25 protein-coding genes are annotated in these 20,697 nt (G+C 75.9%); 17 read left to right on the top strand and 8 right to left on the bottom strand.

Features of this window, described 5'->3' with window-relative positions; translation table 11 throughout:
- Positions 1-3: 3 nt before the first annotated feature.
- On the bottom strand, positions 4-603 hold the full coding sequence (locus ACWIZO_RS03280) for a TIGR04222 domain-containing membrane protein (protein ID WP_448641119.1): 600 nt from the start codon (positions 601-603) through the stop codon (positions 4-6).
- 60 nt (positions 604-663) lie between these two features.
- Here ACWIZO_RS03280 and ACWIZO_RS03275 point away from each other — a divergent pair, with 60 nt between their 5' ends.
- Genes ACWIZO_RS03275 through tsaD form a run of 6 tightly spaced genes read left to right on the top strand, consistent with a single transcriptional unit; the run spans position 664 to position 4,285 of the window.
- A complete protein-coding gene (locus ACWIZO_RS03275) occupies positions 664-1,305 on the top strand; it encodes a uracil-DNA glycosylase (protein WP_448641118.1) in 642 nt (213 codons plus the stop codon).
- Positions 1,302-1,751, top strand: coding sequence for a tRNA (adenosine(37)-N6)-threonylcarbamoyltransferase complex ATPase subunit type 1 TsaE (gene tsaE / locus ACWIZO_RS03270; protein ID WP_448641117.1), 450 nt, complete (start codon positions 1,302-1,304; stop codon positions 1,749-1,751). The genes ACWIZO_RS03275 and tsaE overlap by 4 nt, the downstream gene beginning before the upstream one ends.
- Positions 1,748-2,158, top strand: a complete 411-nt coding sequence (locus ACWIZO_RS03265) for an NUDIX domain-containing protein (RefSeq protein WP_448641116.1) — start codon at positions 1,748-1,750, stop codon at positions 2,156-2,158. Before tsaE ends, ACWIZO_RS03265 begins: the two co-directional genes overlap by 4 nt.
- Positions 2,159-2,169: 11 nt before the next feature.
- Positions 2,170-2,808 carry a tRNA (adenosine(37)-N6)-threonylcarbamoyltransferase complex dimerization subunit type 1 TsaB gene (gene tsaB / locus ACWIZO_RS03260; RefSeq protein WP_448641115.1) on the top strand — a complete coding sequence of 213 codons (639 nt, stop codon included), beginning with the start codon at positions 2,170-2,172 and terminating at the stop codon, positions 2,806-2,808.
- The gene (gene rimI / locus ACWIZO_RS03255; protein ID WP_448641114.1) at positions 2,805-3,254 is read left to right on the top strand and encodes a ribosomal protein S18-alanine N-acetyltransferase; all 450 of its coding nucleotides are present in this window, start codon (positions 2,805-2,807) and stop codon (positions 3,252-3,254) included. Before tsaB ends, rimI begins: the two co-directional genes overlap by 4 nt.
- Positions 3,251-4,285, top strand: a complete 1,035-nt coding sequence (gene tsaD / locus ACWIZO_RS03250) for a tRNA (adenosine(37)-N6)-threonylcarbamoyltransferase complex transferase subunit TsaD (protein ID WP_448641113.1) — start codon at positions 3,251-3,253, stop codon at positions 4,283-4,285. The genes rimI and tsaD overlap by 4 nt, the downstream gene beginning before the upstream one ends.
- Here tsaD and ACWIZO_RS03245 read toward each other — a convergent pair.
- Positions 4,275-5,483 (bottom strand): THUMP-like domain-containing protein, encoded by a 1,209-nt coding sequence (locus tag ACWIZO_RS03245; RefSeq protein WP_448641112.1) that lies wholly within the window; start codon positions 5,481-5,483, stop codon positions 4,275-4,277. The two genes, tsaD and ACWIZO_RS03245, sit on opposite strands and share 11 nt — an antisense overlap.
- Before the next feature lie 182 nt (positions 5,484-5,665).
- Between ACWIZO_RS03245 and groES the strand changes: the two genes are divergently transcribed.
- Entirely contained in the window at positions 5,666-5,974 is a 309-nt protein-coding gene (gene groES / locus ACWIZO_RS03240) for a co-chaperone GroES (protein WP_089402145.1), read from the top strand.
- A 150-nt stretch (positions 5,975-6,124) separates the two neighbouring features.
- The gene (gene groL, locus ACWIZO_RS03235) at positions 6,125-7,765 is read left to right on the top strand and encodes a chaperonin GroEL (RefSeq protein WP_448641111.1); all 1,641 of its coding nucleotides are present in this window, start codon (positions 6,125-6,127) and stop codon (positions 7,763-7,765) included.
- 247 nt (positions 7,766-8,012) lie between these two features.
- On the opposite strand, the gene ACWIZO_RS03230 is transcribed toward groL, so the two are convergent.
- Positions 8,013-8,312, bottom strand: coding sequence for a WhiB family transcriptional regulator (locus tag ACWIZO_RS03230; protein WP_075013352.1), 300 nt, complete (start codon positions 8,310-8,312; stop codon positions 8,013-8,015).
- Positions 8,313-8,555: 243 nt separating this feature from the next.
- On the opposite strand from ACWIZO_RS03230, the gene ACWIZO_RS03225 reads away from it, so the two are divergent.
- Positions 8,556-9,287, top strand: a complete 732-nt coding sequence (locus tag ACWIZO_RS03225) for a LuxR C-terminal-related transcriptional regulator (protein WP_448641110.1) — start codon at positions 8,556-8,558, stop codon at positions 9,285-9,287.
- A 196-nt stretch (positions 9,288-9,483) separates the two neighbouring features.
- Here ACWIZO_RS03225 and ACWIZO_RS03220 read toward each other — a convergent pair whose 3' ends face one another.
- Entirely contained in the window at positions 9,484-9,882 is a 399-nt protein-coding gene (locus ACWIZO_RS03220; RefSeq protein ID WP_446757338.1) for a DUF5319 family protein, read from the bottom strand.
- 232 nt (positions 9,883-10,114) lie between these two features.
- On the opposite strand from ACWIZO_RS03220, the gene guaB reads away from it, so the two are divergent.
- The 5 genes from guaB to ACWIZO_RS03195 all read left to right on the top strand — a co-directional run bounded on the left by guaB (position 10,115) and on the right by ACWIZO_RS03195 (position 15,152).
- Positions 10,115-11,623, top strand: coding sequence for an IMP dehydrogenase (gene guaB / locus ACWIZO_RS03215; protein WP_448641109.1), 1,509 nt, complete (start codon positions 10,115-10,117; stop codon positions 11,621-11,623).
- A 2-nt stretch (positions 11,624-11,625) separates the two neighbouring features.
- The gene (locus ACWIZO_RS03210) at positions 11,626-12,777 is read left to right on the top strand and encodes a GuaB3 family IMP dehydrogenase-related protein (protein ID WP_448641108.1); all 1,152 of its coding nucleotides are present in this window, start codon (positions 11,626-11,628) and stop codon (positions 12,775-12,777) included.
- Positions 12,777-14,339 carry a glutamine-hydrolyzing GMP synthase gene (gene guaA / locus ACWIZO_RS03205; protein ID WP_448641107.1) on the top strand — a complete coding sequence of 521 codons (1,563 nt, stop codon included), beginning with the start codon at positions 12,777-12,779 and terminating at the stop codon, positions 14,337-14,339. Before ACWIZO_RS03210 ends, guaA begins: the two co-directional genes overlap by 1 nt.
- Positions 14,340-14,409: 70 nt before the next feature.
- Positions 14,410-14,706 carry a hypothetical protein gene (locus ACWIZO_RS03200; protein WP_448641106.1) on the top strand — a complete coding sequence of 99 codons (297 nt, stop codon included), beginning with the start codon at positions 14,410-14,412 and terminating at the stop codon, positions 14,704-14,706.
- Positions 14,703-15,152, top strand: coding sequence for a type II toxin-antitoxin system VapC family toxin (locus tag ACWIZO_RS03195; RefSeq protein ID WP_448641105.1), 450 nt, complete (start codon positions 14,703-14,705; stop codon positions 15,150-15,152). The genes ACWIZO_RS03200 and ACWIZO_RS03195 overlap by 4 nt, the downstream gene beginning before the upstream one ends.
- Here ACWIZO_RS03195 and ACWIZO_RS03190 read toward each other — a convergent pair.
- The gene (locus ACWIZO_RS03190) at positions 15,121-15,852 is read right to left on the bottom strand and encodes a helix-turn-helix transcriptional regulator (protein WP_448641104.1); all 732 of its coding nucleotides are present in this window, start codon (positions 15,850-15,852) and stop codon (positions 15,121-15,123) included. The two genes, ACWIZO_RS03195 and ACWIZO_RS03190, sit on opposite strands and share 32 nt — an antisense overlap.
- A gap of 63 nt (positions 15,853-15,915) precedes the next feature.
- On the opposite strand from ACWIZO_RS03190, the gene ACWIZO_RS03185 reads away from it, so the two are divergent.
- Positions 15,916-16,500, top strand: coding sequence for a dienelactone hydrolase family protein (locus ACWIZO_RS03185; RefSeq protein WP_448641103.1), 585 nt, complete (start codon positions 15,916-15,918; stop codon positions 16,498-16,500).
- A 63-nt stretch (positions 16,501-16,563) separates the two neighbouring features.
- On the opposite strand, the gene ACWIZO_RS03180 is transcribed toward ACWIZO_RS03185, so the two are convergent.
- Both ACWIZO_RS03180 and ACWIZO_RS03175 read right to left on the bottom strand, forming a co-directional pair.
- Entirely contained in the window at positions 16,564-16,863 is a 300-nt protein-coding gene (locus ACWIZO_RS03180) for a hypothetical protein (protein ID WP_448641102.1), read from the bottom strand.
- Complete coding sequence (locus ACWIZO_RS03175; RefSeq protein ID WP_448641101.1) at positions 16,856-17,728, bottom strand: PspC domain-containing protein; 873 nt, start codon at positions 17,726-17,728, stop codon at positions 16,856-16,858. Before ACWIZO_RS03175 ends, ACWIZO_RS03180 begins: the two co-directional genes overlap by 8 nt.
- A 169-nt stretch (positions 17,729-17,897) precedes the next feature.
- Between ACWIZO_RS03175 and ACWIZO_RS03170 the strand changes: the two genes are divergently transcribed.
- On the top strand, positions 17,898-19,148 hold the full coding sequence (locus tag ACWIZO_RS03170; protein ID WP_448641100.1) for an ATP-binding protein: 1,251 nt from the start codon (positions 17,898-17,900) through the stop codon (positions 19,146-19,148).
- Positions 19,145-19,807: a response regulator gene (locus tag ACWIZO_RS03165; RefSeq protein ID WP_446757330.1), complete on the top strand. Its 663-nt coding sequence runs from the start codon at positions 19,145-19,147 to the stop codon at positions 19,805-19,807. The genes ACWIZO_RS03170 and ACWIZO_RS03165 overlap by 4 nt, the downstream gene beginning before the upstream one ends.
- Before the next feature lie 142 nt (positions 19,808-19,949).
- Here the strand turns inward: ACWIZO_RS03165 and ACWIZO_RS03160 are convergent, their stop codons facing one another.
- On the bottom strand, positions 19,950-20,684 hold the full coding sequence (locus tag ACWIZO_RS03160) for a PIG-L deacetylase family protein (RefSeq protein ID WP_448641099.1): 735 nt from the start codon (positions 20,682-20,684) through the stop codon (positions 19,950-19,952).
- Positions 20,685-20,697 lie beyond the last annotated feature (13 nt).

Genomic DNA, 20,697 nt, shown 5'->3' with positions numbered 1-20,697 from the left:
CGCTCAGCCCCGGGACCCGTGGCCGCGGGCGACGAGGGTGTCCCGCGTCCGGTGGGCGACCTGCCAGCCGTCGGCGAAGGACAGCTCCCACGGCGCGGTCCCGCCCCCGGGGAGCACGGGGTGGCGCGGCGGCTCGAACACCGCGGCGTGCAGGGCGGGGTCGGTCACCTGCTCCCGCCCGTCCAGCGCCACCCGGCGGACGAGGTCGCCGGGGCCGACGGCGGCGCGCAGCTCGCGCAGCAGCCGGCGGCCGGCCGCGGTCGGGCCGAGGACCCGGCCGAGCAGGCCCGCGTCGTGCAGCCGCCGCCCGATGGCGGTGACCCGCTCGTCGCCCAGCGCCCGCCAGTGCACGGTGTCCACCGAGCGCCGACCGCGGGCGCCGACGGCATCGAGGACGGCGGCCTCCACGGGGTGGCGGCGGCGCGGGTCGACCACCTGCAGCTCGCCCGGCGCGACCGCGCGGACCCGTCCGGTCGAGGCGAGCGCGACGAGAGCGGTGTCGACCACCCGGTGCGGGCCGCCGGCGAGCGTGGCGACGTCGTACACGTCCGGCTGCGACATGGCGTCTCCCTCGGGCGCGGGGTGGTGAGGGCACGGTGACACGACGTGGCCGCCGACGGAAGGCCCGAGGTCCTGCCGAGGCGGCCGCCGTAGGGTCGGCGCGTGGCCGCTCCCCGTCCGCCCCGGATCGACGCCGCGACCCGGGAGGAGGCGGAGGAGGTCGCCCGCACCGCCGCCGCGGCCGCCGACTGGCCGGCCCTGGCCGCGGCCGCCACCCCCTGCGTCGCCTGTCCCGAGCTGGCCGCCACCCGGCAGCACGTCGTCGTCGGCGACCCGCCGGTGCGCGGCCGGGCCCGCTTCGCGCTGATCGGCGAGGCGCCGGGCGCGAACGAGGACGAGACCGGCCGGCCCTTCGTCGGGAAGTCGGGGCAGCTGCTCGACCAGCTGCTTGCCGAGGCCGGGCTGGACCGCGCCGAGGCCGCCGTCCTGAACATCGTGAAGTGCCGGCCGCCGGGCAACCGGACGCCGAGGACACCGGAGGTGGCCCGCTGCAGCGGCTGGCTGCGCCGTCAGCTCGAGCTGCTCGACCCGCCGGTGGTCGTCGCCCTGGGGCTCTCGTCGGCCAAGTGGTTCCTCGGGCCGAGGACGGTGCTCGCCGAGGCCCGCGGCCGGCCGCACGACGTCGGCGGCCGCGCCGTCTGGGCCACCTACCACCCCTCGGCGGCCATCCGGTTCGGCCCGGCCGGGGCGCCGCGCGCCGGGTTGCTGGCGGACCTCACCGCGGTGGCGGCGAGCCTGTCGTGAGGCGGGAACACGTCCTGCCCGCGCCCGAGGACACCCGGGCCCTGGGCGCCGCGCTGGCCGCGGTCGTCGCGCCCGGTGACCTGCTCGTGCTCACCGGCCCGCTGGGTGCGGGCAAGACCGCGCTCACCCAGGGCCTCGGTGCCGCCCTCGGGGTGACCGAGCCGGTCACCTCGCCGACCTTCGTCATCGCCCGCGTGCACCGCGGCGGGCGGGTGCCGCTGGTGCACGTCGACGCCTACCGGCTGGGCGGGGTCGCCGACGTCGACGACCTGGACCTCGACGCCTCGACGGAGGAGTCGGTCACCGTCGTCGAGTGGGGGTCCGGGCTGGTCGAGCAGCTCGCCGACGAGCACCTCGAGGTGCGGCTGGACCGGCGCGAGGACGACGTCCGCACCGCCGTCCTCGTGCCGCACGGCCCCGGCTGGGAACGGCGGCTGACCGGGTGACCGTCCACCGCGTCGTCGCGGGGGTGCTGGTCCGGGGCGACCGGGTCCTGCTGGGCCACCGGTCGCCGGCCCGCCACTGGTACCCCGACGTGTGGGACGTCATCGGCGGGCACGTCGAGCCGGGGGAGGACGAGCGCGCCGCCCTGCTGCGCGAGCTGCGCGAGGAGATCGGCGTCGAGGCGACCGGGGTGGACGCCGAGCCGGTGCTGCGGGTGGCCGAGGGCGACCTGGACCTCGCGGTGTACGCCGTCCGCGCGTGGGACGGCGAGCCGCGCAACCGGCAGTTCGACGAGCACGACGAGCTGCGCTGGGTGTCCGCGACCGGGGTGCGCGGACTGGCGCTGGCGCACCCGTCCTACGCCGGCCTGGTCGAGCGGGTGACCCGGGCGGGCGCGCCGGCGGACTAGCCTGGCCTCTCGTGCTCGTCCTCGCCCTCGACACCGCGACCCCCACGCTGGTCGCCGGCGTCGCCCGCCGCTCCGCCGGAGGGGACGCCGAGGTGCTCGCGGAGCGCGCGGTGCCCTCGGGCAACCGGCACGCCGAGCTGCTGGTGCCCGCGGTGCGCGAGGCGCTGGCCGAGGCCGGGGTGGCGCTCGCGGACGTCGACGCCGTCGTCGCCGGCCTCGGACCCGGGCCCTTCACCGGGCTGCGCGTCGGCGTGGTCACCGCCGCGGCGCTCGCCGACGCCCGCGGCGTCCCGGCGGTCGGTGTCTGCACGCTCGACGCGATCGGCGAGGGGGCGCGGACCGTGGTCACCGACGCCCGCCGCAAGGAGGTCTACTGGGCCGCCTACGACGCCGCCGGCACGCGGGTCGGCGGCCCCGGCGTCGCCCGCCCCGAGGAGGCCGGACTCGCCGGCCCGCTGGTCGGCGACCCGCGCTTCGCCGGGCGGCTGGGCGCGGAGGTCACCCCGGCCGAGGTGACGACGGCGGGTCTGCTGCGCGCGGCGGCGCCCCTGCTCGACGACCCGTCGCCGGCCGGCCCGCTGGTGCCGCTGTACCTGCGCCGGCCCGACGCCGTCCCGCCGACGTCCTTCAAGCCGGTGACCACGTCGTGACGGTGCGGCTGCGGCCGATGCGGCTGGCCGACCTCGACGCCGTGATGGCGCTGGAGGAGGAGCTCTTCGCGCCCGACACCTGGACCCGCGCGATGTACCGCGACGAGCTCGCCCGCACCGACACCCGGCACTACCTGGTGGCCGAGGACGAGGGCGCCGTCGTCGGGTACGCCGGGCTGATCGCCTACGACGACGAGGCGCACGTGGCCACCATCGGCGTCGCCCGGGCCCGGCAGGGCGAGGGGATCGGCGCGCTGCTGCTCGACGCGCTGCTGGCCGAGGCCGACCGGCGCAGCCCGGTCGTGCTGCTGGAGGTCCGCGCCGACAACGAGCTGGCGCAGGGCCTCTACCGGCGGCGGGGGTTCACCGAGATCGGCCGCCGGCCGCGCTACTACCAGCCGAGCAACACCGACGCGGTCGTGATGAGGCGGGAGGAGCTGCGATGACCGAGCCGCTGGTGCTGGGGTTCGAGACCTCGTGCGACGAGACCGGGGTCGGCGTCGTCCGCGGGCACACGCTGCTCGCCGACGCGCTGGCCACCTCGATGGCGGAGCACGAGCGCTTCGGCGGCGTCGTCCCGGAGATCGCCTCCCGGGCCCACCTGGAGGCCATGGTGCCGACCGTGCACCGGGCGCTCGCCGAGGCCGGGGTGGCGGCGTCCGACGTGGACGCCGTCGCCGTCACCGCCGGCCCGGGGCTGACCGGCGCGCTGCTGGTCGGGCTGGCCGCGGCCAAGGCCTACGCGCTGGCGCTGGACAAGCCGCTGTACGGCGTCAACCACCTGGCCGCACACGTCGCCGTCGACGAGCTGCAGCACGGCCGGCTGACCGAGCCGTCCCTGGCGCTGCTGGTCTCCGGCGGGCACAGCTCGCTGCTGCTGGTGCCCGACCTGGCCCGGGAGGTCACCCCGCTGGGGCGGACGATCGACGACGCCGCCGGCGAGGCGTTCGACAAGGTGGCCCGCGTGCTGGGCATGCCGTTCCCAGGCGGTCCGCCGATCGACCGCGCCGCCCGCGAGGGCGACCCGGCCGCGATCGACTTCCCGCGCGGGCTGACCGGCCCCCACGACGCGCCCCTCGACTTCTCGTTCTCCGGGTTGAAGACCGCCGTCGCCCGCTGGGTCGAGGCCCGCCGGAGGGCCGGGGAGCCGGTGCCGGTGGCCGACGTCGCGGCGTCGTTCCAGGAGGCGGTGGCCGACGTGCTGACCGCCAAGGCGGTGCGCGCCTGCCGCGAGCACGGCGTCGACCACCTGGTGCTCGGCGGGGGAGTGGCGGCCAACTCGCGGCTGCGGGCGCTGGCCGAGGAGCGCTGTGCCGCGGCCGGGATCGTGCTGCGGGTGCCCAGCCCGAGGCTGTGCACGGACAACGGCGCGATGGTGGCCGCGCTCGGCTCCCGGCTGGTCGCCGCCGGCGTCGCTCCGTCGGCGCCGGACCTGGGCGCGGACAGCTCGCTGCCGGTCGACGTCGTCACCCGCTGACGTCGCAGACGAGGGCGGTGGGGGCGCCCGCGACCCGGGTGACGACGACGGTCGCCGTCCGCGGGCCCGGGCCGCGCAGCTGCCGGGCGAGGGTCTCCGGCTCGATCGCCGACCCGCGCTTCTTCACCACCACCCGCCCGACGCCGCGTGACCGCAACAGCGCCCGCAGCCGCTTGAGGCCGAACGGCAGCACCTCGTCGACGCGGTGGGAGGTGACCCAGGGGGAGTCCGCAGCCGCCCCGGAGGTCAGGTAGGCGATCGTCGGGTCGACCAGCGTGGCGCCCAGCTCCGCGGCCACCGGCGACACCAGCCCCGACCGGATGACGGCGGGGTCGGGCTCGTGCAGCCAGCCCCGCACCGGCCCGGCGTCGGCGGGACCGGGGTCGGCGTCGGCGGTGAGCTCGTGCACTTCGTCGCCGCGGACGACGGTCGCCCGCCGCCACACCGCCGCGATGCCGGTGCCCCACAGCAGCGCCTCGACGATCGAGCCGCGCACCGACACCCACTCGGCCTCCACGCCCGTCGGCACCCGCTCGTGGTCGAGACCGGGTGCCACCTTGACCACCGCGCGCGGCACCCGGTCGAGCAGGGCGGCCACCGTCGACCAGGGCGGTGACCACCGGTCGGGGTCGAGCTGCCGGCGCCCACCGGCCCGCCGGGCGGGGTCGAGGACGGCGGCGCCGCACCCGGCCACCTCGCCACCGCGGGCGGCGTCCACCAGCTCGACGACGTCCCCGGCGACCACCCAGACGTCGTCGTCGACACCCAGGGCGGCCGCGTTGGCGGCGGTCAGCTCCCGGGCCACCGGGTCGCGGTCGACCGCGAGCACCCGCGCACCGGCCCGCGCCAGGGCCACGGTGTCGGTGCCGGCGGCGCAGCCCAGGTCGGCGGCGGAGTCGGTGCCATCGGCGAGCAGCCGGGCGGCGCGGCGGGCGGCGAGCTCCGGGCGGCCGGCCTGCTCGAGGGTGTCGGCGGTGAGGAACAACCGATCGGCGTCGGCGCCGAACACCGGCCGCGCCCGCGCCCGCAGCCGCGCCAGCTCCCACGCCGGGCCGGCCAGCTCCGGGCCGACCTCCGCGCGCAGCCGGGCCACGCCGGCCAGCACGTCGGCGCCCTCGGCGAGCAGGGCCGCGGCGCGGGCGGTGGCCGCCGTCCCCTCGGCGGTCCGCAGCAGGGCGACGGGGCTCTCCTCGGGCACCGCGCCAGCCTCCCGCAGGGCCCGGTCGCCCGGGTGGTGGACCCGGTTGAGGGGCTGGCACTCTCGTGGGTAGAGTGCCAATCGACACAGGTCGGCGCCTGACCCCCGCGACGGCAGGCCCAGGCCTCGTGCCACAACGTGCAAGCCACCCAGCCGTCCGATCCCGAAGGGGGCGTCACCTCGTGACGACCGCTACCAAGGTCACCATCAAGCCGCTCGAGGACCGCGTCGTGGTCCAGGCCAACGAGGCCGAGACCACCACCGCCTCCGGCCTGGTCATCCCGGACACCGCCAAGGAGAAGCCGCAGGAGGGCACGGTCATCGCCGTGGGCCCCGGCCGCATCGACGACAACGGCAACCGCGTCCCGCTCGACGTCAACGTCGGCGACGTCGTCATCTACTCGAAGTACGGCGGCACCGAGGTCAAGTACGCCGGCGAGGAGTACCTGGTGCTCTCCGCCCGCGACCTGCTCGCCGTCGTCGAGAAGTAAAGGACCCCGTCGCCCCCCACTCGCTCGCACGCTCGCGAGCGGGCCCCTGCGACGGGGCCGTTCCAGCACGTCACGTCCGCCCCGGCGACCCGACAGACCGGGTCCCGGGGCGGTCGTCGTCCCACCCCGTCCCCTGATCGGAAGGGCCCCATGGCCAAGATCATCAAGTTCAACGAGGACGCCCGCCGGGCGCTCGAGCGCGGCGTGGACAAGCTCGCCGACGCGGTCAAGGTGACCCTCGGCCCGCGCGGCCGCAACGTCGTCCTCGACAAGAAGTTCGGCGCCCCGACCATCACCAACGACGGCGTCACCATCGCCCGCGAGGTCGAGCTCGAGGACCCCTACGAGAACCTCGGCGCCCAGCTGGCCAAGAACGTCGCCACCAAGACCAACGACGTCGCCGGTGACGGCACCACCACCGCGACCGTGCTGGCCCAGGCGCTGGTCAAGGAGGGCATGCGCAACGTCGCCGCCGGCGCCAACCCCATGGCGCTCGGCCGCGGCATGCGCGCCGCCGTCGACGCGGTCTCCGCCGCCCTCGACGGGGTCGCCATCCCCGTCGACGACCAGCAGGCCATCGCCGGCGTCGCCACCATCTCCGCGCAGGACGCCGAGGTCGGCGAGCTGATCGGCCAGGCGATGGAGAAGGTCGGCAAGGACGGCGTCATCACCGTCGAGGAGAGCAACACCCTCTCCACCGACCTCGACGTCACCGAGGGCGTGCAGTTCGACAAGGGCTACCTCTCGCCCTACTTCGTCACCGACCCCGAGGCGATGGAGGCCGTCCTCGACGACGCCCTCGTGCTTCTGGTGCAGGGCAAGATCGGCGCGCTGGCCGACCTGCTGCCGCTGCTGGAGAAGGTGCTCGGCACCGGCGCCCGCCCGCTGCTGATCGTCGCCGAGGACGTCGAGGGCGAGGCGCTGTCCACCCTCGTCGTCAACTCCATCCGCAAGACGATCAAGGTCGTCGCGGTGAAGTCGCCCTACTTCGGCGACCGTCGCAAGGCGTTCATGACCGACCTGGCGATCGTCACCGGTGGCCAGGTGGTCAGCGAGGACGTCGGCCTCAAGCTCGACCAGGTCGGCCTCGAGGTGCTCGGCACCGCCCGGCGCGTCACGGTCGACAAGGACACCACCACGATCGTCGACGGCGGCGGCACCGGTGAGGCGATCGGCGACCGGGTCGCCCAGATCCGCCGCGAGATCGAGTCGACCGACTCCGACTGGGACCGCGAGAAGCTGCAGGAGCGGCTGGCCAAGCTGGCCGGCGGCATCGGCGTCATCCGCGTCGGCGCGGCCACCGAGGTCGAGCTCAAGGAGCGCAAGCACCGCATCGAGGACGCCATCGCCGCCACCCGTGCGGCGGTCGAGGAGGGCGTCGTCCCCGGTGGTGGCTCGGCGCTGGTGCACGCCGCCGCCGCGGTCGACGGGCTGGGCCTCGCAGGCGACGAGCTGACCGGCGCCCGCGCCGTGCAGCGCGCACTGGAGGCCCCGCTGGTCCGCATCGCCGACAACGCCGGCTTCGAGGGCCGCGTCGTCGTCGCCAAGGTCCGCGACCTCGGCGTCGGGCAGGGCTTCAACGCCGCCACCGGCGAGTACGGCGACCTGGCCGCCCAGGGCGTCATCGACCCGGTCAAGGTCACCAAGGCCGCGCTGGGCAACGCCACGTCGATCGCCGCGATGGTGCTGACCACCGACTCCGCCGTCGTCGAGGCGCCGGAGGAGGAGGACCACGCGGGGGCCGGTCACCACACCCACGGCCACTCGCACGGTCACGGCCACGCCCACTAGAGACCGCCGGGCACTTCTGGCCTCCCCGTAGGGTCCCGCCGCGAGCGTGCGAGTGGCGGGGGGCGGGGAGGTCCTTCCACTGATCGCCGCGCGTCCTCCCTCACCGCCCACCGTGGGGGAGGACGCGCTCCGGTGGGGGAGGACGCCGTCGCACGCTCCCCCCGCAGACACGAGAGGGCCGGTCCAGCAACTGCTGGACCGGCCCTCTCGTCGTCCGTGCGGTGGCCCCGGGGGACGGGGCCCGCCGTCAGACCCCGGCGGCGACGGCGGCGGGCTCCGCGGCGATGAGCCGGGCCCGCTCCTCCTCGCTCATGCCGCCCCACACGCCGTAGGGCTCTCGGACGCTGAGCGCGTGCTTGAGGCAGGCCTCGACGACCGGGCACTTGCCGCACACGGCCTTGGCCGCGGCCTGCCGACGGGCGCGGGCGGGGCCGCGCTCACCGTCGGGGTGGAAGAACAGGGCCGTGCTCTCTCCACGGCAGGCGCCGTGGAGCTGCCAGTCCCAGACCTCGGCAACGGGCGTGGGCAGGCGGCGGATGTCGGCCATCTGGGTCCTCCTCGGCTCGATGCGAGCCGGAGGGGGCGGTCCGGCTGCATGGGGGCCGGTGCCCGAGGGCCAGTGGCGCCAAACACAACGGGATCCGACATTTTGCCGGTCCTCGTCTCCCTCCGCAGGGTGAGCACGGCTGTTGCCGGTCCGGGTGGTCGCTCATGGTGACTGCAGGCCGTGCCGTTCCCCGGGTCGAGGACCCGAACGCCCTGCACGGCCGGGGGAAGACGAGGAGTACGCGTGATCGACGACAGGATGCGTGGGCCCGGCCACGGGGCCACGACCGTGTGGGTGTACGACGAGCGCCGCCGGGTCCGCGACGACGTCGCCGCCCGCCTCGTGGCGCTGCCCTTCGTGGGCCGCGTGGAGGTCGTCGGTGACGCGGCCGTGCTGGTGCAGCGGCTGGCCACCCGCCAGCCCGACGTGCTGCTGGTGGGCACGCAGCGGGCGGTCGACACCGGCCTGACCGTGGCCACCCAGGTGCTGCGCGCCCACCCCGGTGTCCCGGTGCTGCTGCTCGGCGCGCCGGACGACGCCGAGACGGTGCGCGCCGCGGTCGCCGTCGGGGCCCGCGGGTACCTGCGGTGGGACGCCAGCGCCCTGGAGATGGGCCTGGGGCTGTCCCGCGTGGGTCTGCGCGCCGACGGCCGTCCGCCGCAGCCGGCCGCGCCGGTGCCGCTGGCCTCGGTCGGGGCGCCGGCTCCCAACTGGGCCACGCCGCTCAGCGGCGCGGGGCCCCGGGCGGTGAGCACGACGGTCCGCGAGGCCGCGCCGCCGGTCACGCTGTCCGTGCGCGAGATGCAGGTCCTCACCGGGATGAGCCAGGGCAAGAGCAACGCCCAGATCGGCCGCGAGCTCTACCTGTCCGAGGACACGATCAAGACCCACGCCCGCCGGCTGTTCCGCAAGCTCGGCGCCAAGGACCGCGCCGAGGCGGTGGCCACCGGCTTCCGCCGCGGCATGATGACCTGAGCAGGACGACCACGCGCTGAGGGCCCCCTCCCGATCCCGGGAGGGGGCCCTCAGCGCGTTCTCGCGCCGTGGTGCCGAGGCGGACCGACGGCGGACCGCCGCGGGTCCGGAGGCTCCCGGTCGGGACGGCCCTGGCCGCGGCGGTGGCCCCGCTGCAGGGGCCCGTCCCGAGCCCGCGAGGGGTGGAGGTCCTTCTTCAGTCGTCGCGGGCGTGCCGGCCACCCCGCTGCGAGCCGGTCGGCTCGTCGCGCTCGGCCATCGCCGCGATCCCGTCGGCGTAGCCGCTGGCGTAGTCCCAGCTGACGTAGTCGGCGGGGTCGGGGTCGAACGGCGGCTCGTGCCGGCCGGTCTGGCCCTCCTCGAGCAGCTGGCGCAGGTTGGCCTGCATCAGCGCCCAGTCGACGTGGTGCTCCTCGTCGCAGTCGGGGCAGTCGACCACGATCCCCTTGATGCCGGTGGGCTCGAGCAGGGTGCGGAAGACCTCGAGCTCGGCCAGGTCGTCGAGGACGCCGGCCCGCTCCTCCATCGACAGCGGTGGCGGGTCCGCCGGCGAGGAGCCGAAGTCGGGCCCCGGGGAGTCGTCGAAGGGACTCACGGTGCCTCCCACGCGCCGGCGGCGCTGTCGCTCCTGGAGGGCGCGCGGGCTCGCGCGTCCGGGGGCCCACGGTAGTCGCCCCCGCCGACGGATCTCACGCCCAGCGCCGGTCGGCGGCGTCCCGGCCGCGTGCGGCGGCGGCCTACGATCGGGGGGTTCCCGTGCGCCCGGCCGGGGCACGCCCGACGGAGAGGGTGGCGGCATCCCATGCAGCCCGACGACCACGGCCCCGATGAGCACCGGCCCGAGCTTCCCGGCGAAGTTCGCCCCGCTCGGCCTGACCTACGACGACGTCCTGCTCGTCCCCGGTGAGTCCGACGTCGTCCCGGCCGAGGTCGACACCAGCAGCCGGCTCACCCGCGGCATCCGGCTGGCCGTGCCGCTGCTCTCCAGCGCCATGGACACCGTCACCGAGGCCCGCATGGCCATCGCGATGGCCCGCATCGGGGGCGTGGGCATCCTGCACCGCAACCTCGCCGCCGAGGAGCAGGCCGGCCAGGTCGACCTGGTGAAGCGCTCCGAGGCCGGGATGGTCACCAACCCGGTCACCTGCTCGCCGGACAACACCCTCGCCGAGGTCGACGCGCTGTCGGCCCGGTACCGCATCTCCGGGGCCCCGGTGGTCGACGACGAGGGCGTGCTGCTCGGCATCGTCACCAACCGCGACATGCGCTTCGAGACCGACCAGAACCGGCTCGTGCGCGACGTCATGACGCCGATGCCGCTGGTCACCGCGCCGGTCGGCGTCGACCCCGACACCGCGCTGCAGCTGCTGTCGCAGCGCAAGATCGAGAAGCTGCCGATCATCGACGACGCCGGGCGGCTGCGCGGCCTGATCACGGTCAAGGACTTCGTCAAGCGCGACCAGTACCCGAACTCGACCAAGGACGTCGACGGCCGGCTGGTCGTCGGCGCCGCGCTCGGCGTGGGCGAGGACGCCTACAAGCGGGCCGGGCTGCTGGTCGACGCCGGTGTCGACGTGCTCGTCGTCGACACCGCGCACGGCCACCAGCGGGCGGTGCTCGACATGGTCGCCCGCGTGCGGGCCGACTTCGGCGGCGACGGCGGCGTCCAGGTGGTCGGCGGCAACGTGGCCACCCGCGCCGGTGCCCAGGCGCTGGTCGACGCCGGCGTCGACGCGGTCAAGGTGGGCGTGGGCCCGGGCTCGATCTGCACCACCCGGGTGGTCGCCGGCGTCGGCGTCCCGCAGATCACCGCCGTCTACGAGGCGAGCCTCGCGTGCAGGCCGGCCGGCGTCCCGGTGATCGCCGACGGCGGCCTGCAGTACTCCGGCGACATCGCCAAGGCGCTGGTCGCCGGTGCAGACACCGTCATGATCGGTGGGCTGTTCGCCGGGGTCGAGGAGGCCCCGGGCGAGCTGGTGTTCATGAACGGCAAGCAGTTCAAGACCTACCGCGGCATGGGCTCGCTGGGCGCGATGCAGAAGCGCGGCAACCAGTCCTACAGCCGCGACCGCTACTTCGCCGACGACGTCCTCTCCGACGACAAGCTCGTCCCCGAGGGCATCGAGGGCCAGGTGCCCTACCGCGGCGCGCTGGCCACCGTGGCCCACCAGCTGGTCGGCGGCCTGCGGGCGTCGATGGGCTACGCGGGCGCGGCCACCGTGGCCGACCTGCAGGAGCGCGGGCAGCTCACGCGGATCACCGCGGCGGGCCTGACCGAGAGCCACCCGCACGACATCCAGATGACCGTCGAGGCCCCGAACTACCGGGGGCGGTGACCGTGCCCGCGCGCGACACCGTCGAGATCGGCCTCAACCGCTTCGCCCGCCGCGGCTACGACCTCGACGAGGTGTCGATCGTCCCGTCCCGCCGGACCCGCGACGTCGACGACGTCTCCACGGCCTGGCAGATCGACGCCTTCCGCTTCGACATCCCCCTGGTGACCAGCCCGAGCGACGCCGTCGTCAGCCCGGCGACGGCGATCGCCGTCGGCCAGGCCGGCGGGCTCGGCGTGCTCAACGCCGAGGGGCTGTGGACCCGCTACGACGACCCGCTGCCGGTGTACCGCCGGCTGCGCGACGCCGCCGCCGAGTCGCCGCCGCCGGTGTCGCTGCTGCAGGAGGTCTACGCCCAGCCGGTGGAGCCCGACCTGATCGGCGCCCGGATCAAGGAGATGCGCGACGCCGGGGTGACGACGGCGGTGCGCGTCTCGCCGCAGCACACGCAGCAGCTCGCGCCCGCGGTGCTCGCCGCCGGGGTCGACCTGCTGGTCATCCAGGGCACGATCGTCTCCGCCGAGCACGTCACCACCCAGGGCGACGCCCTGAACCTCAAGGAGTTCATCGCCGACCTCGACGTCCCGGTGATCGTCGGCGGCGCGGCGAACTACCAGACCGCGCTGCACCTCATGCGCACCGGCGCGGCCGGCGTGATCGTCGGCGTGGGGGCCGACAGCTTCTCCACCGGTGACGCCGTCATGGGCGTCCGCGTGCCGCTGGCCAGCGCGATCGCCGACGCCGCCGCCGCCCGCCGCGACTACCTCGACGAGACCGGCGGCCGGTACGTGCACGTCATCGCCAACGGCCGGATCGAGACCAGCGGGTCGATCGCCCGGGCGCTGGCCTGCGGCGCCGACGCCGTCCAGATCGGCGAGCCGCTGCGGGCGGCGAAGGAGGCCCCGGCCGGCGGCGTCTGGTGGGACTCGGTGGCCGCCCACCCGCGGCTGCCCCGCGGCGGGACGTCGGCGCCGGTGCCGGCCGCCGGGTCGCTCGAGCAGGTGCTGCTCGGCCCGGCCGAGACCGCCGACGGCCGGACCAACCTCTTCGGCGCGCTGCGCCGCACGATGGCCAAGACCGGCTACCGCGACCTCAAGGAGTTCCAGCGCGTGGACCTGGTGATCGGCGGCAGCCCGACCGGCCCCGAGATCGGCTGATGGACTTCCCGACCGTCCTCGTCGTCGACTTCGGCGCGCAGTACGCCCAGCTCATCGCGCGGCGGATCCGCGAGGCCGGCGTCTACTCCGAGATCGTCCCCTCCGAGGTCCCGGCGGAGGAGATCGTCGCGCGCAAGCCGGCGGCGATCGTCCTGTCCGGCGGCCCGTCGAGCGTCTACGCCGAAGACGCCCCTCAGGTCGACCCCACCCTGTTCGAGGGCGGCGTCCCGGCGTTCGGCATCTGCTACGGCTTCCAGGCGATGGCCGCCTCGCTCGGCGGCACCGTCGCCCGCACCGGCGACCGCGAGTACGGCGGCACACCGCTGACGGTCACCACGGGCGGCCGGCTGTTCGGCTCGCTGCCGGTCGAGCAGTCGGTGTGGATGAGCCACGGCGACGCCGTCAGCGCCGCCCCGCCCGGGTTCACCGTCACCGCCACCTCCACCGGGGCGCCGGTCGCCGCCTTCGAGGACGTCGACCGCAAGCTCGCCGGCGTGCAGTTCCACCCCGAGGTGCGGCACACCGCGCACGGGCAGACGGTGCTCGAGCACTTCCTGTTCGACATCGCCGGCCTGGAGCCGACCTGGACGATGGCCAACGTCGTCGAGGAACAGGTGGAGCAGATCCGGGCACAGGTCGGCGACCGGCGGGCGCTGTGCGCGCTGTCCGGCGGGGTCGACTCCGCGGTCGCCGCGGCGCTGGTGCAGCGGGCCGTCGGCGACCGGCTGACCTGCGTCTACGTCGACCACGGGCTCATGCGCGAGGGCGAGACCGAGCAGATCGAGCGGGACTTCGTCGCCGTCACCGGCGCCGACCTGCGGGTGGTCGACGCCCGCGAGCAGTTCCTCGGCGCGCTGGCCGGGGTCAGCGACCCGGAGCAGAAGCGCAAGACGATCGGCCGGGAGTTCATCCGGGTCTTCGAGCAGGCCGCGCTCGACGTCGTCACCGACGCCCAGGCGCACGGCGAGACCGTCGACTTCCTGGTGCAGGGGACGCTCTACCCCGACGTCGTCGAGTCCGGCGGTGGCACGGGGACGGCGAACATCAAGAGCCACCACAACGTCGGCGGGCTGCCCGAGGACCTCACCTTCACCCTCGTCGAGCCGCTGCGGACCCTGTTCAAGGACGAGGTGCGCGAGGTCGGCCTGCAGCTGGGCCTGCCCGAGTCACTGGTGTGGCGGCAGCCGTTCCCCGGCCCCGGGCTGGGCATCCGGATCATCGGCGAGGTCACCCAGGAGCGGCTCGACGTGCTGCGGCGGGCTGACGCGATCGCCCGCGCCGAGCTCACCGCCGCCGGCCTGGACCGCGAGATCTGGCAGTGCCCGGTGGTGCTGCTGGCCGACGTCCGCTCGGTCGGCGTCCAGGGCGACGGGCGCACCTACGGCCACCCGGTCGTGCTGCGGCCGGTGTCCAGCGAGGACGCCATGACCGCCGACTGGACGCGGCTGCCCTACGACGTCCTGGCCCGGATCTCCACCCGGATCACCAACGAGGTGGCAGAGGTCAACCGCGTGGTGCTCGATGTCACGAGCAAGCCGCCGGGCACCATCGAGTGGGAGTAGGGGACCCCGCGTCCCTCGGTCCCCGTGCGACGCGCGGGGGGTGTGCAGGCATGCCTGCTGGTGTGCAGGCATGGCCCAGCTGACCGTGCGCACCACCGACGAGCTGGTCGAGCGAGTGCGTGCTGCCGCCGGACGGCTGGGGCGCAGCATGAACGAGTACGTCGTCGCGGTGCTCGGTGCGGCCACCGATCCGGACCTGGCCGGGGACGACGTCGAGCGGATCCGTGAGCGGCTGGCGCGGGCGGGTCTGCTGGCCCCGACCGGGACACCTCGCCGGCGCCCGGACGCCGACAGCCTGGCAGCGGCCCGTGCGGCGGCCGGGCGCGGTACACCGCTGTCGGACATCATCACGTCCGATCGGGCGTGAGCGTCTTCGCCGACTCGAGCGCGCTGGTCACGCTCTACGCCGACGAGCCCGGGCACGAGCTCGTGCGGGCACTGGACCGGCTGGTCGTCTCGCAGCTGGCCCGTGTCGAGGTGCCCTCCGCGATCCGGCGCGAGCAGCGCCTAGGGGAACTGGACGGGAGCGCCGCGCGTCTGCTGACCTCGGCCTTCGAGGCCGACTGGTCCGGCACCGTGGCCGAGCCCCCGAGGTTCTCCGCCGTTGCCGCGACGGTGAGGGTCCTGGACGGTGCGGCCGACCTGTGCGCGGTGCACGGGCTGCGCGCCCACGACGCCGTGCAGCTGGCCTGCGCCCTCGCCGCCCGGGACGCTCTGCCGGAGTGCGCCACGCTGGCGGCGTTCGACCGGCAGCTGCGGGCGGCCGCCGCAGCCGAGGGGTTCACCCTGGTGCCGCCCTCCCCGGCGGCGTGAGCGGCGCCTGTCCGGAGCGGACGCTGCGGGCGTCCTCGGGTGGGGTGCCGAAGACGGCGGGATCGCGGGCCGGCACCGTCTCCGGGGTGAGGTCGGCCGCCTCGATGCGGTCGCGGCGGAACCAGCGCGGCGCATCCCGCTCCCGGCACCAGCCGAGCAGGTACCAGCAGCCGCCGTCGCGGGCGAGCAGGTGCGGTTCCACCCGCCGGCGGGACGGGGTGCCCGCGCCGTCGCGGTAGGAGATCGCGACGACGCGACGCCGGGCCAGCGCGTCCTCGACGACGGAGGCGGGGTCGCGGCGTCCACCCGGCCGGCCGCGGACCCACACCCGGCTGCCGAGCTGCTCGACCTCCGCCCGCGCCTCGCCGCCGAGGACGTCGAGCACCTTCTCCAGGGCCGCCCGGCCGTCGGCGGCGAAGGGCGCGTCGGGCGCGCCGGCCAGCGCGACGGCGACGGCCACGGCCTGGGCGGGGGTGAGGGTGACCGGCGGCAGCGTGGCCGCGGCGTCGAGCACGTACCCGCCACCGGGCCCGGCGCTCGCCCAGACGGGCACCCCGGCCTGCTGCAGGGCGCTGACGTCGCGCTTCACCGTACGGGTGGACACCTCCAGCCAGGCGGCCAGCCGCTGCGCGGTCCGCCCGCGCGGGCCGGCCCGGCGCAGCTCCTCGGTCAGCGCGTGCAGCCGGTCGGTGCGGTTCACGGCCGGAGGTTCCCAGGAGACGGTGACAGGACGGTGTCACCGGGGGCGTCCCAGGGTGACCGCATGACCTCCATCGCGCTCTTCCACTCCGTCCTCGGCGTCCGTCCCGGCATCACCGACGCCGCCACCCGCCTGGGGGCCGCCGGCCACGAGGTGCGCGTCGTCGACCAGCACGACGGCCGCGTGTTCGACGACTACGCGGAGGCCGGCGCGTACTTCGAGGAGGTGGGGATCCCGGCGCTGCTGCGGTCCGCCGTCGACGGCGTGCGGGACCTGCCCGACGGGTTCGTCGCCGCCGGCTTCTCCAACGGCGCGGGCATGGCCGAGCACGTCGCCACGCAGCGCCGCTGCGCCGGGGTCCTGCTGTTCTCCGGGGCGCTCCCGCTGGAGCTGCTCGGGGACGCGCGGTGGCCGGCCGGGGTGCCGGCCCAGCTGCACCACACCGTGGGTGACCCGTTCCGGCGTCAGGAGTGGGTGACCGCGCTGGCTGCGGACGTGGCTCGCGGCGGCGGCCGGCTGGAGGTCGTCGACCACGAGGGGAGCGGCCACCTGTTCACCGACCCGAGCCTGCCCGCCGAGTACGACCCGCGCGCCACCGAGGCCCTCTGGCGGGACGCCCTGGCCTTCTGCGCCCGGGTGGCCGGCTGACCACGCCGGAGGGCCCGGGGAGCACCAGCTCCCCGGGCCCTCCGTCCCGACCGCTCTCCGTGCTCAGCGCCTGCGGCGGGCCTTGCGCAGCTCGCTCACCAGGAGCCCGACGCCGGCGCCGACCAGCAGCAGCCACAGCAGGCCACCGTCGGCGAGGAAGCCCAGCGGGACGGTGATCCCGGCGAGGACCAGCAGGGCCAGGACGACGTAGACGACGCCCGGGACGAAGGTGACCAGGTCGGGCCGGCGCCGCTGCGGCGGGGCGTCCTGCGTCTCCAGCGCGGTCGGGTACTGCCACTGCTCGGCCAGCGCACGCTCCTGCCAGCCGGTGGGGGTGGTGGGGAACTCGCTGTAGTCAGGCACGGGACACCTCCACGTCACCGAGGCTGTGGTCGATGGTCAGGACGAGGTCGACACGGCCGTCGCCGTCCTCGGCACGGAACAGCCCGCCGTCGGAGCCCCCGTCGAACAGGTCGACCTCGCCGACGCCGTTCTCCACCTCGATGCGGACGTCGGCGTCCTCGGGCACGGTGACCTCGAGGTCGCCGAGGCCGTGGTCGATGCGCACCCGGAGCGGCGTGTCGATCTCCTCGACGTCGATCTCCGAGAGGTCGACGTCGAGGTCGCCGGCGTCGAGCCGGTAGACGGATTGCACCTGCGCGACGCTCTCCGGCTGGTAGGAGCGGTCGCCGAGCTCGCCGCTGAGGTCGTTCTCGTCGACGGAGGAGGTGAACAGCACCGCCAGCGACAGCACGGCGCCGACGGCGATCAGCCCGCCGCGGGGCGAGCGGCCGCGGGCGAAGCTGGAGGCGACGAGCCCCACGCCCACGACGAGCAGGGCGGTGGCGAGGAAACCCCGGGGGCCGAGGTCGACGTCGGTGTAGCGGGTGACCAGGACCAGCAGCCCGACGGCGATCAGCAGCCCCGCGACGGTGATCCCGGCGACGGGGGAACGGGGGCCGGGAGGTGCGGCCGGGGCTCCGTCGACCGGGCGGCGGGGCCCGGCCGGCATGAGCAGCCACAGCAGCAGGTAGACCAGGACGCCCGAGCCGCCGGCGACGGTCAGGGCGACGAAGCCGACCCGCCACAGCAGCGCGTCGATGCCGCTGTACTCGGCCAGCCCGCCGGCGACGCCGCCGACGACCTTGTCGGTGCGGCTGCGGCGGAGCGCGGGACGGGCGACCGGCGGGGGTTCGGTGGGTGGAGCGGGAGGGGGTGCGGCGGTCATGGCGCAGAGCGTGCCCAGCCGGGCGCCGCGCCGGTATCGGGGAACGCCCCCATCCGACCCTGGTCCTCCTCCTCCGGGGGCTTCCCGGTACCGGGAGGAGGACGTGCGGTGCGACGATCGTCGCGTGACGAGGACGGCGCCGACCCCCGCGGGCGGACCCCCGGCAGCCGTGCCGGCGGCTGTCCCCGCGCCCGCGGGCGCACCCCTGTCGGGCGGCCTGGCTCCCGCGCCCGTCGCCCCGGCTGCGGCTGCTCCTGCGGCTGCGACTGCGGGTGAGCGGCCGCCGCTGGTCCGGCCCCGGTCGGGCCGGCTGCTGGCGGGGGTCGCGGCGGGGACGGCGGCGCACCTGCGCGTCGACCCGCTCGTCGTCCGGGTGGTCCTGGTCGCGCTCAGCACCGTCGCCGGCATCGGCATCGTGGTCTACGCGCTGCTGTGGTTCTTCGTCCCGCAGGGTGACGCCGTCCCGGCTCCGGCCGACGCGCGGCCCAGCCGCCGGCAGACCCTGGGGCTGGTGCTGACCGGGCTCGGTGCGATGGTGGTGCTGGGCAACCTCGCGACCTGGGGCGGCAGCGACCTGCTCGCCCCGCTGCTGCTGCTCGGCGGTGGGCTCGCCGTCATCTGGCGCCAGCTCGACAGCGACTACACGCTCGCCCGCCCCGGCGTCCGCTGGGTGCTGGCCGGCGGAGCGGTGCTGGCCGCCGGCGGGGTGGTGCTGCTGCTGGCCACCACCGGTCAGCTCGCCAACGCCCGCAACGGGTTCGCCGCCACCCTGGTCATCCTCGCCGGCGTGGTGCTGGCCACCGCGCCGTTCTGGCGCCGGCTGCTCGACTCCCGGGCCGCCGAGCGGACCGCCCGCATCCGGTCGGAGGAGCGGGCCGCCGTCGCCGCCCACCTGCACGACTCGGTGCTGCAGACCCTCGCCCTCATCCAGCGGCACTCCGACGACCAGCAGGCCGTGGCCCGGCTGGCCCGCGGCCAGGAGCGCGAGCTGCGCAGCTGGCTCTACGAGCCGGCGGCGGCCGCCGGCGGCACGTGGACGGCGCTGGTGTCGCAGATCGTGGCCGAGGTCGAGGCCGACCACGAGCTCACCGTCGACCCGGTGGTCGTCGGGGACGCGCCGGTCGACGACGCGCTGGCCGCCCTCGGCGCGGCCGCCCGGGAGGCGCTGGTCAACGCGGCCAAGCACGCCGGGGTCGCGTCGGCCGACCTCTACACGGAGGTGACGGCGGCCCGGGTGCTGGTGTTCGTCCGCGACCGCGGCGCCGGCTTCGAGCCGGCCGCGGTGCCGGCCGACCGGCGTGGCCTGCGCGACTCGGTGACCGGGCGGCTGACCCGCCTCGGCGGGACGGCGAGCGTCCGGTCCACGCCGGGGGAGGGCACCGAGGTGGAGCTCTGCCTGCCCCGCGAGGCCGCGGCGTGAGCGACCGCCCCCGCGTCTTCCTGGTCGACGACCACGCGATGGTGCGCGCCGGCGTGCGGTCCGAGCTGGGCGACGCCGTGACGGTGGTGGGGGAGGCCGCTGACGCCGACTCCGCGATCGCCGGCATCCGGGCCGCCGTCCCCGACGTCGTGCTGCTCGACGTGCACCTGCCCGGCGGCGGCGGGCGGGCGGTGCTGGAGGCGCTGCGCGCGGAGCTGCCGCAGGTGCGCTGGCTGGCGCTGTCGGTGTCCGACGCCGCCGAGGACGTCATCGCCGTCATCCGCGCCGGCGCCCGCGGCTACGTCACCAAGACCATCTCCGGGCCCGACCTGGTCGCGGCCGTGCAGCGCGTGGCCGAGGGCGACGTCGTCTTCAGCCCCCGGCTGGCCGGCTTCGTGCTCGACGCCTTCGCCGCCACGTCGCCGTCGGCTCCCCAGCCGGAGGACCCCGCGACCGACCCCGGCCTGGACCTGCTCAGCGCCCGCGAGCGCGAGGTCATGCAGCTGCTCGCCCGCGGCTACACCTACCGGGAGATCGGCGGGCGGCTGTTCATCTCGGTGAAGACGGTGGAGTCGCACGCCTCCAACGTGCTGCGCAAGCTGCAGCTGTCCAACCGCAACGAGCTCACCCGCTGGGCCGCCACCAACCGGTTGCTCTGACGTCCTGCCGGACGTCACCGCGGCCAGGTGCCGTTCCCCAGCGGCGCTGAGCCCTTCCCGTCACTCGATCGCGGGAACTCCGGCCCCACTCCTCGCGACGCCTCGCAGGGCGGGGTCACCGACCGCTCTGACCGTGGGGACCTCACCCCGTGTGTACGACGTGGAAGGCCTCGGCGAGGCGGCCGGGCGGCAGGTCGAACCGCCGGGCGGTCTGCGCCATCCAGCCGGTGACGAAGCCCTCCAGGTCGTCGACGTGGCTGACCTGCGTCACGTGGCTGCGCAGCGCGGCGAACTTCTGCTCGACGACGTCGGTCACATCGACGGCGTGGTCGGCCCGCGGGCTGGCGCCCAGCCAGACCTCCGACACCGTCCACGCCCCGAGGCCCTCGTCGGCCAGCAGCTCGGGGAAGGCGAACGGGTTGCGGGCGTCGGGGTAGACCGCGCGCAGCGTGGACTCCCCGACCGTCATGTGGTCGGGGTGGCTGGCGCCCACCCGCTCGTACCAGCGCTCCGGCGAGCTGGTGAGCACCCGCTGCGGGCGCACCTGCCGGATCACGCGGGCGATGTCGCGGCGCAGGTCGAGGGTCAGCTCCAGCCGGCCGTCGGGGTGGCCGAGGAAGCGGACGTCGCTCACGCCGACGGCCTTGGCGGCGGCCCGCTGCTCCTCCCGGCGCAGCAGCGGCATCTGCTCGCGCGGCGTCTCGTCGAAGCCGCCGGCGTCGCCGTCGGTGACGATGCAGTAGGTGACCTCGGTGCCGGCCGCCGTCCAGGTGGCGACGGTGCCCGCACTGCCGAAGTCGACATCGTCGGGGTGGGCGAGCACGCACAGGGCGCGCTCGACGAACTCGGCGGGCTTCGACGGCAGCGGCGCGGTCACCGGCGGAGCCTAT

This window comes from Geodermatophilus sp. URMC 63, from assembly GCF_053502565.1.
The sequence above is the reverse complement of the archived record's forward strand: the minus strand, read 5'-3'. Positions and strand labels throughout refer to the sequence as shown.

Excerpts from the sequence above, each read along its gene's own strand:
- guaB (WP_448641109.1), top strand. The coding sequence starts at position 10,115 with ATGAGCACCGGCCCGAGCTTCCCGGCGAAGTTCGCCCCGCTCGGCCTG.
- tsaD (WP_448641113.1), top strand. The coding sequence starts at position 3,251 with ATGACCGAGCCGCTGGTGCTGGGGTTCGAGACCTCGTGCGACGAGACC.
- groL (WP_448641111.1), top strand. The coding sequence starts at position 6,125 with ATGGCCAAGATCATCAAGTTCAACGAGGACGCCCGCCGGGCGCTCGAG.
- ACWIZO_RS03185 (WP_448641103.1), top strand. The coding sequence starts at position 15,916 with ATGACCTCCATCGCGCTCTTCCACTCCGTCCTCGGCGTCCGTCCCGGC.
- ACWIZO_RS03175 (WP_448641101.1), bottom strand. The coding sequence starts at position 17,728 with ATGACCGCCGCACCCCCTCCCGCTCCACCCACCGAACCCCCGCCGGTC.
- ACWIZO_RS03200 (WP_448641106.1), top strand. The coding sequence starts at position 14,410 with ATGGCCCAGCTGACCGTGCGCACCACCGACGAGCTGGTCGAGCGAGTG.
- guaA (WP_448641107.1), top strand. The coding sequence starts at position 12,777 with ATGGACTTCCCGACCGTCCTCGTCGTCGACTTCGGCGCGCAGTACGCC.
- ACWIZO_RS03230 (WP_075013352.1), bottom strand. The coding sequence starts at position 8,312 with ATGGCCGACATCCGCCGCCTGCCCACGCCCGTTGCCGAGGTCTGGGAC.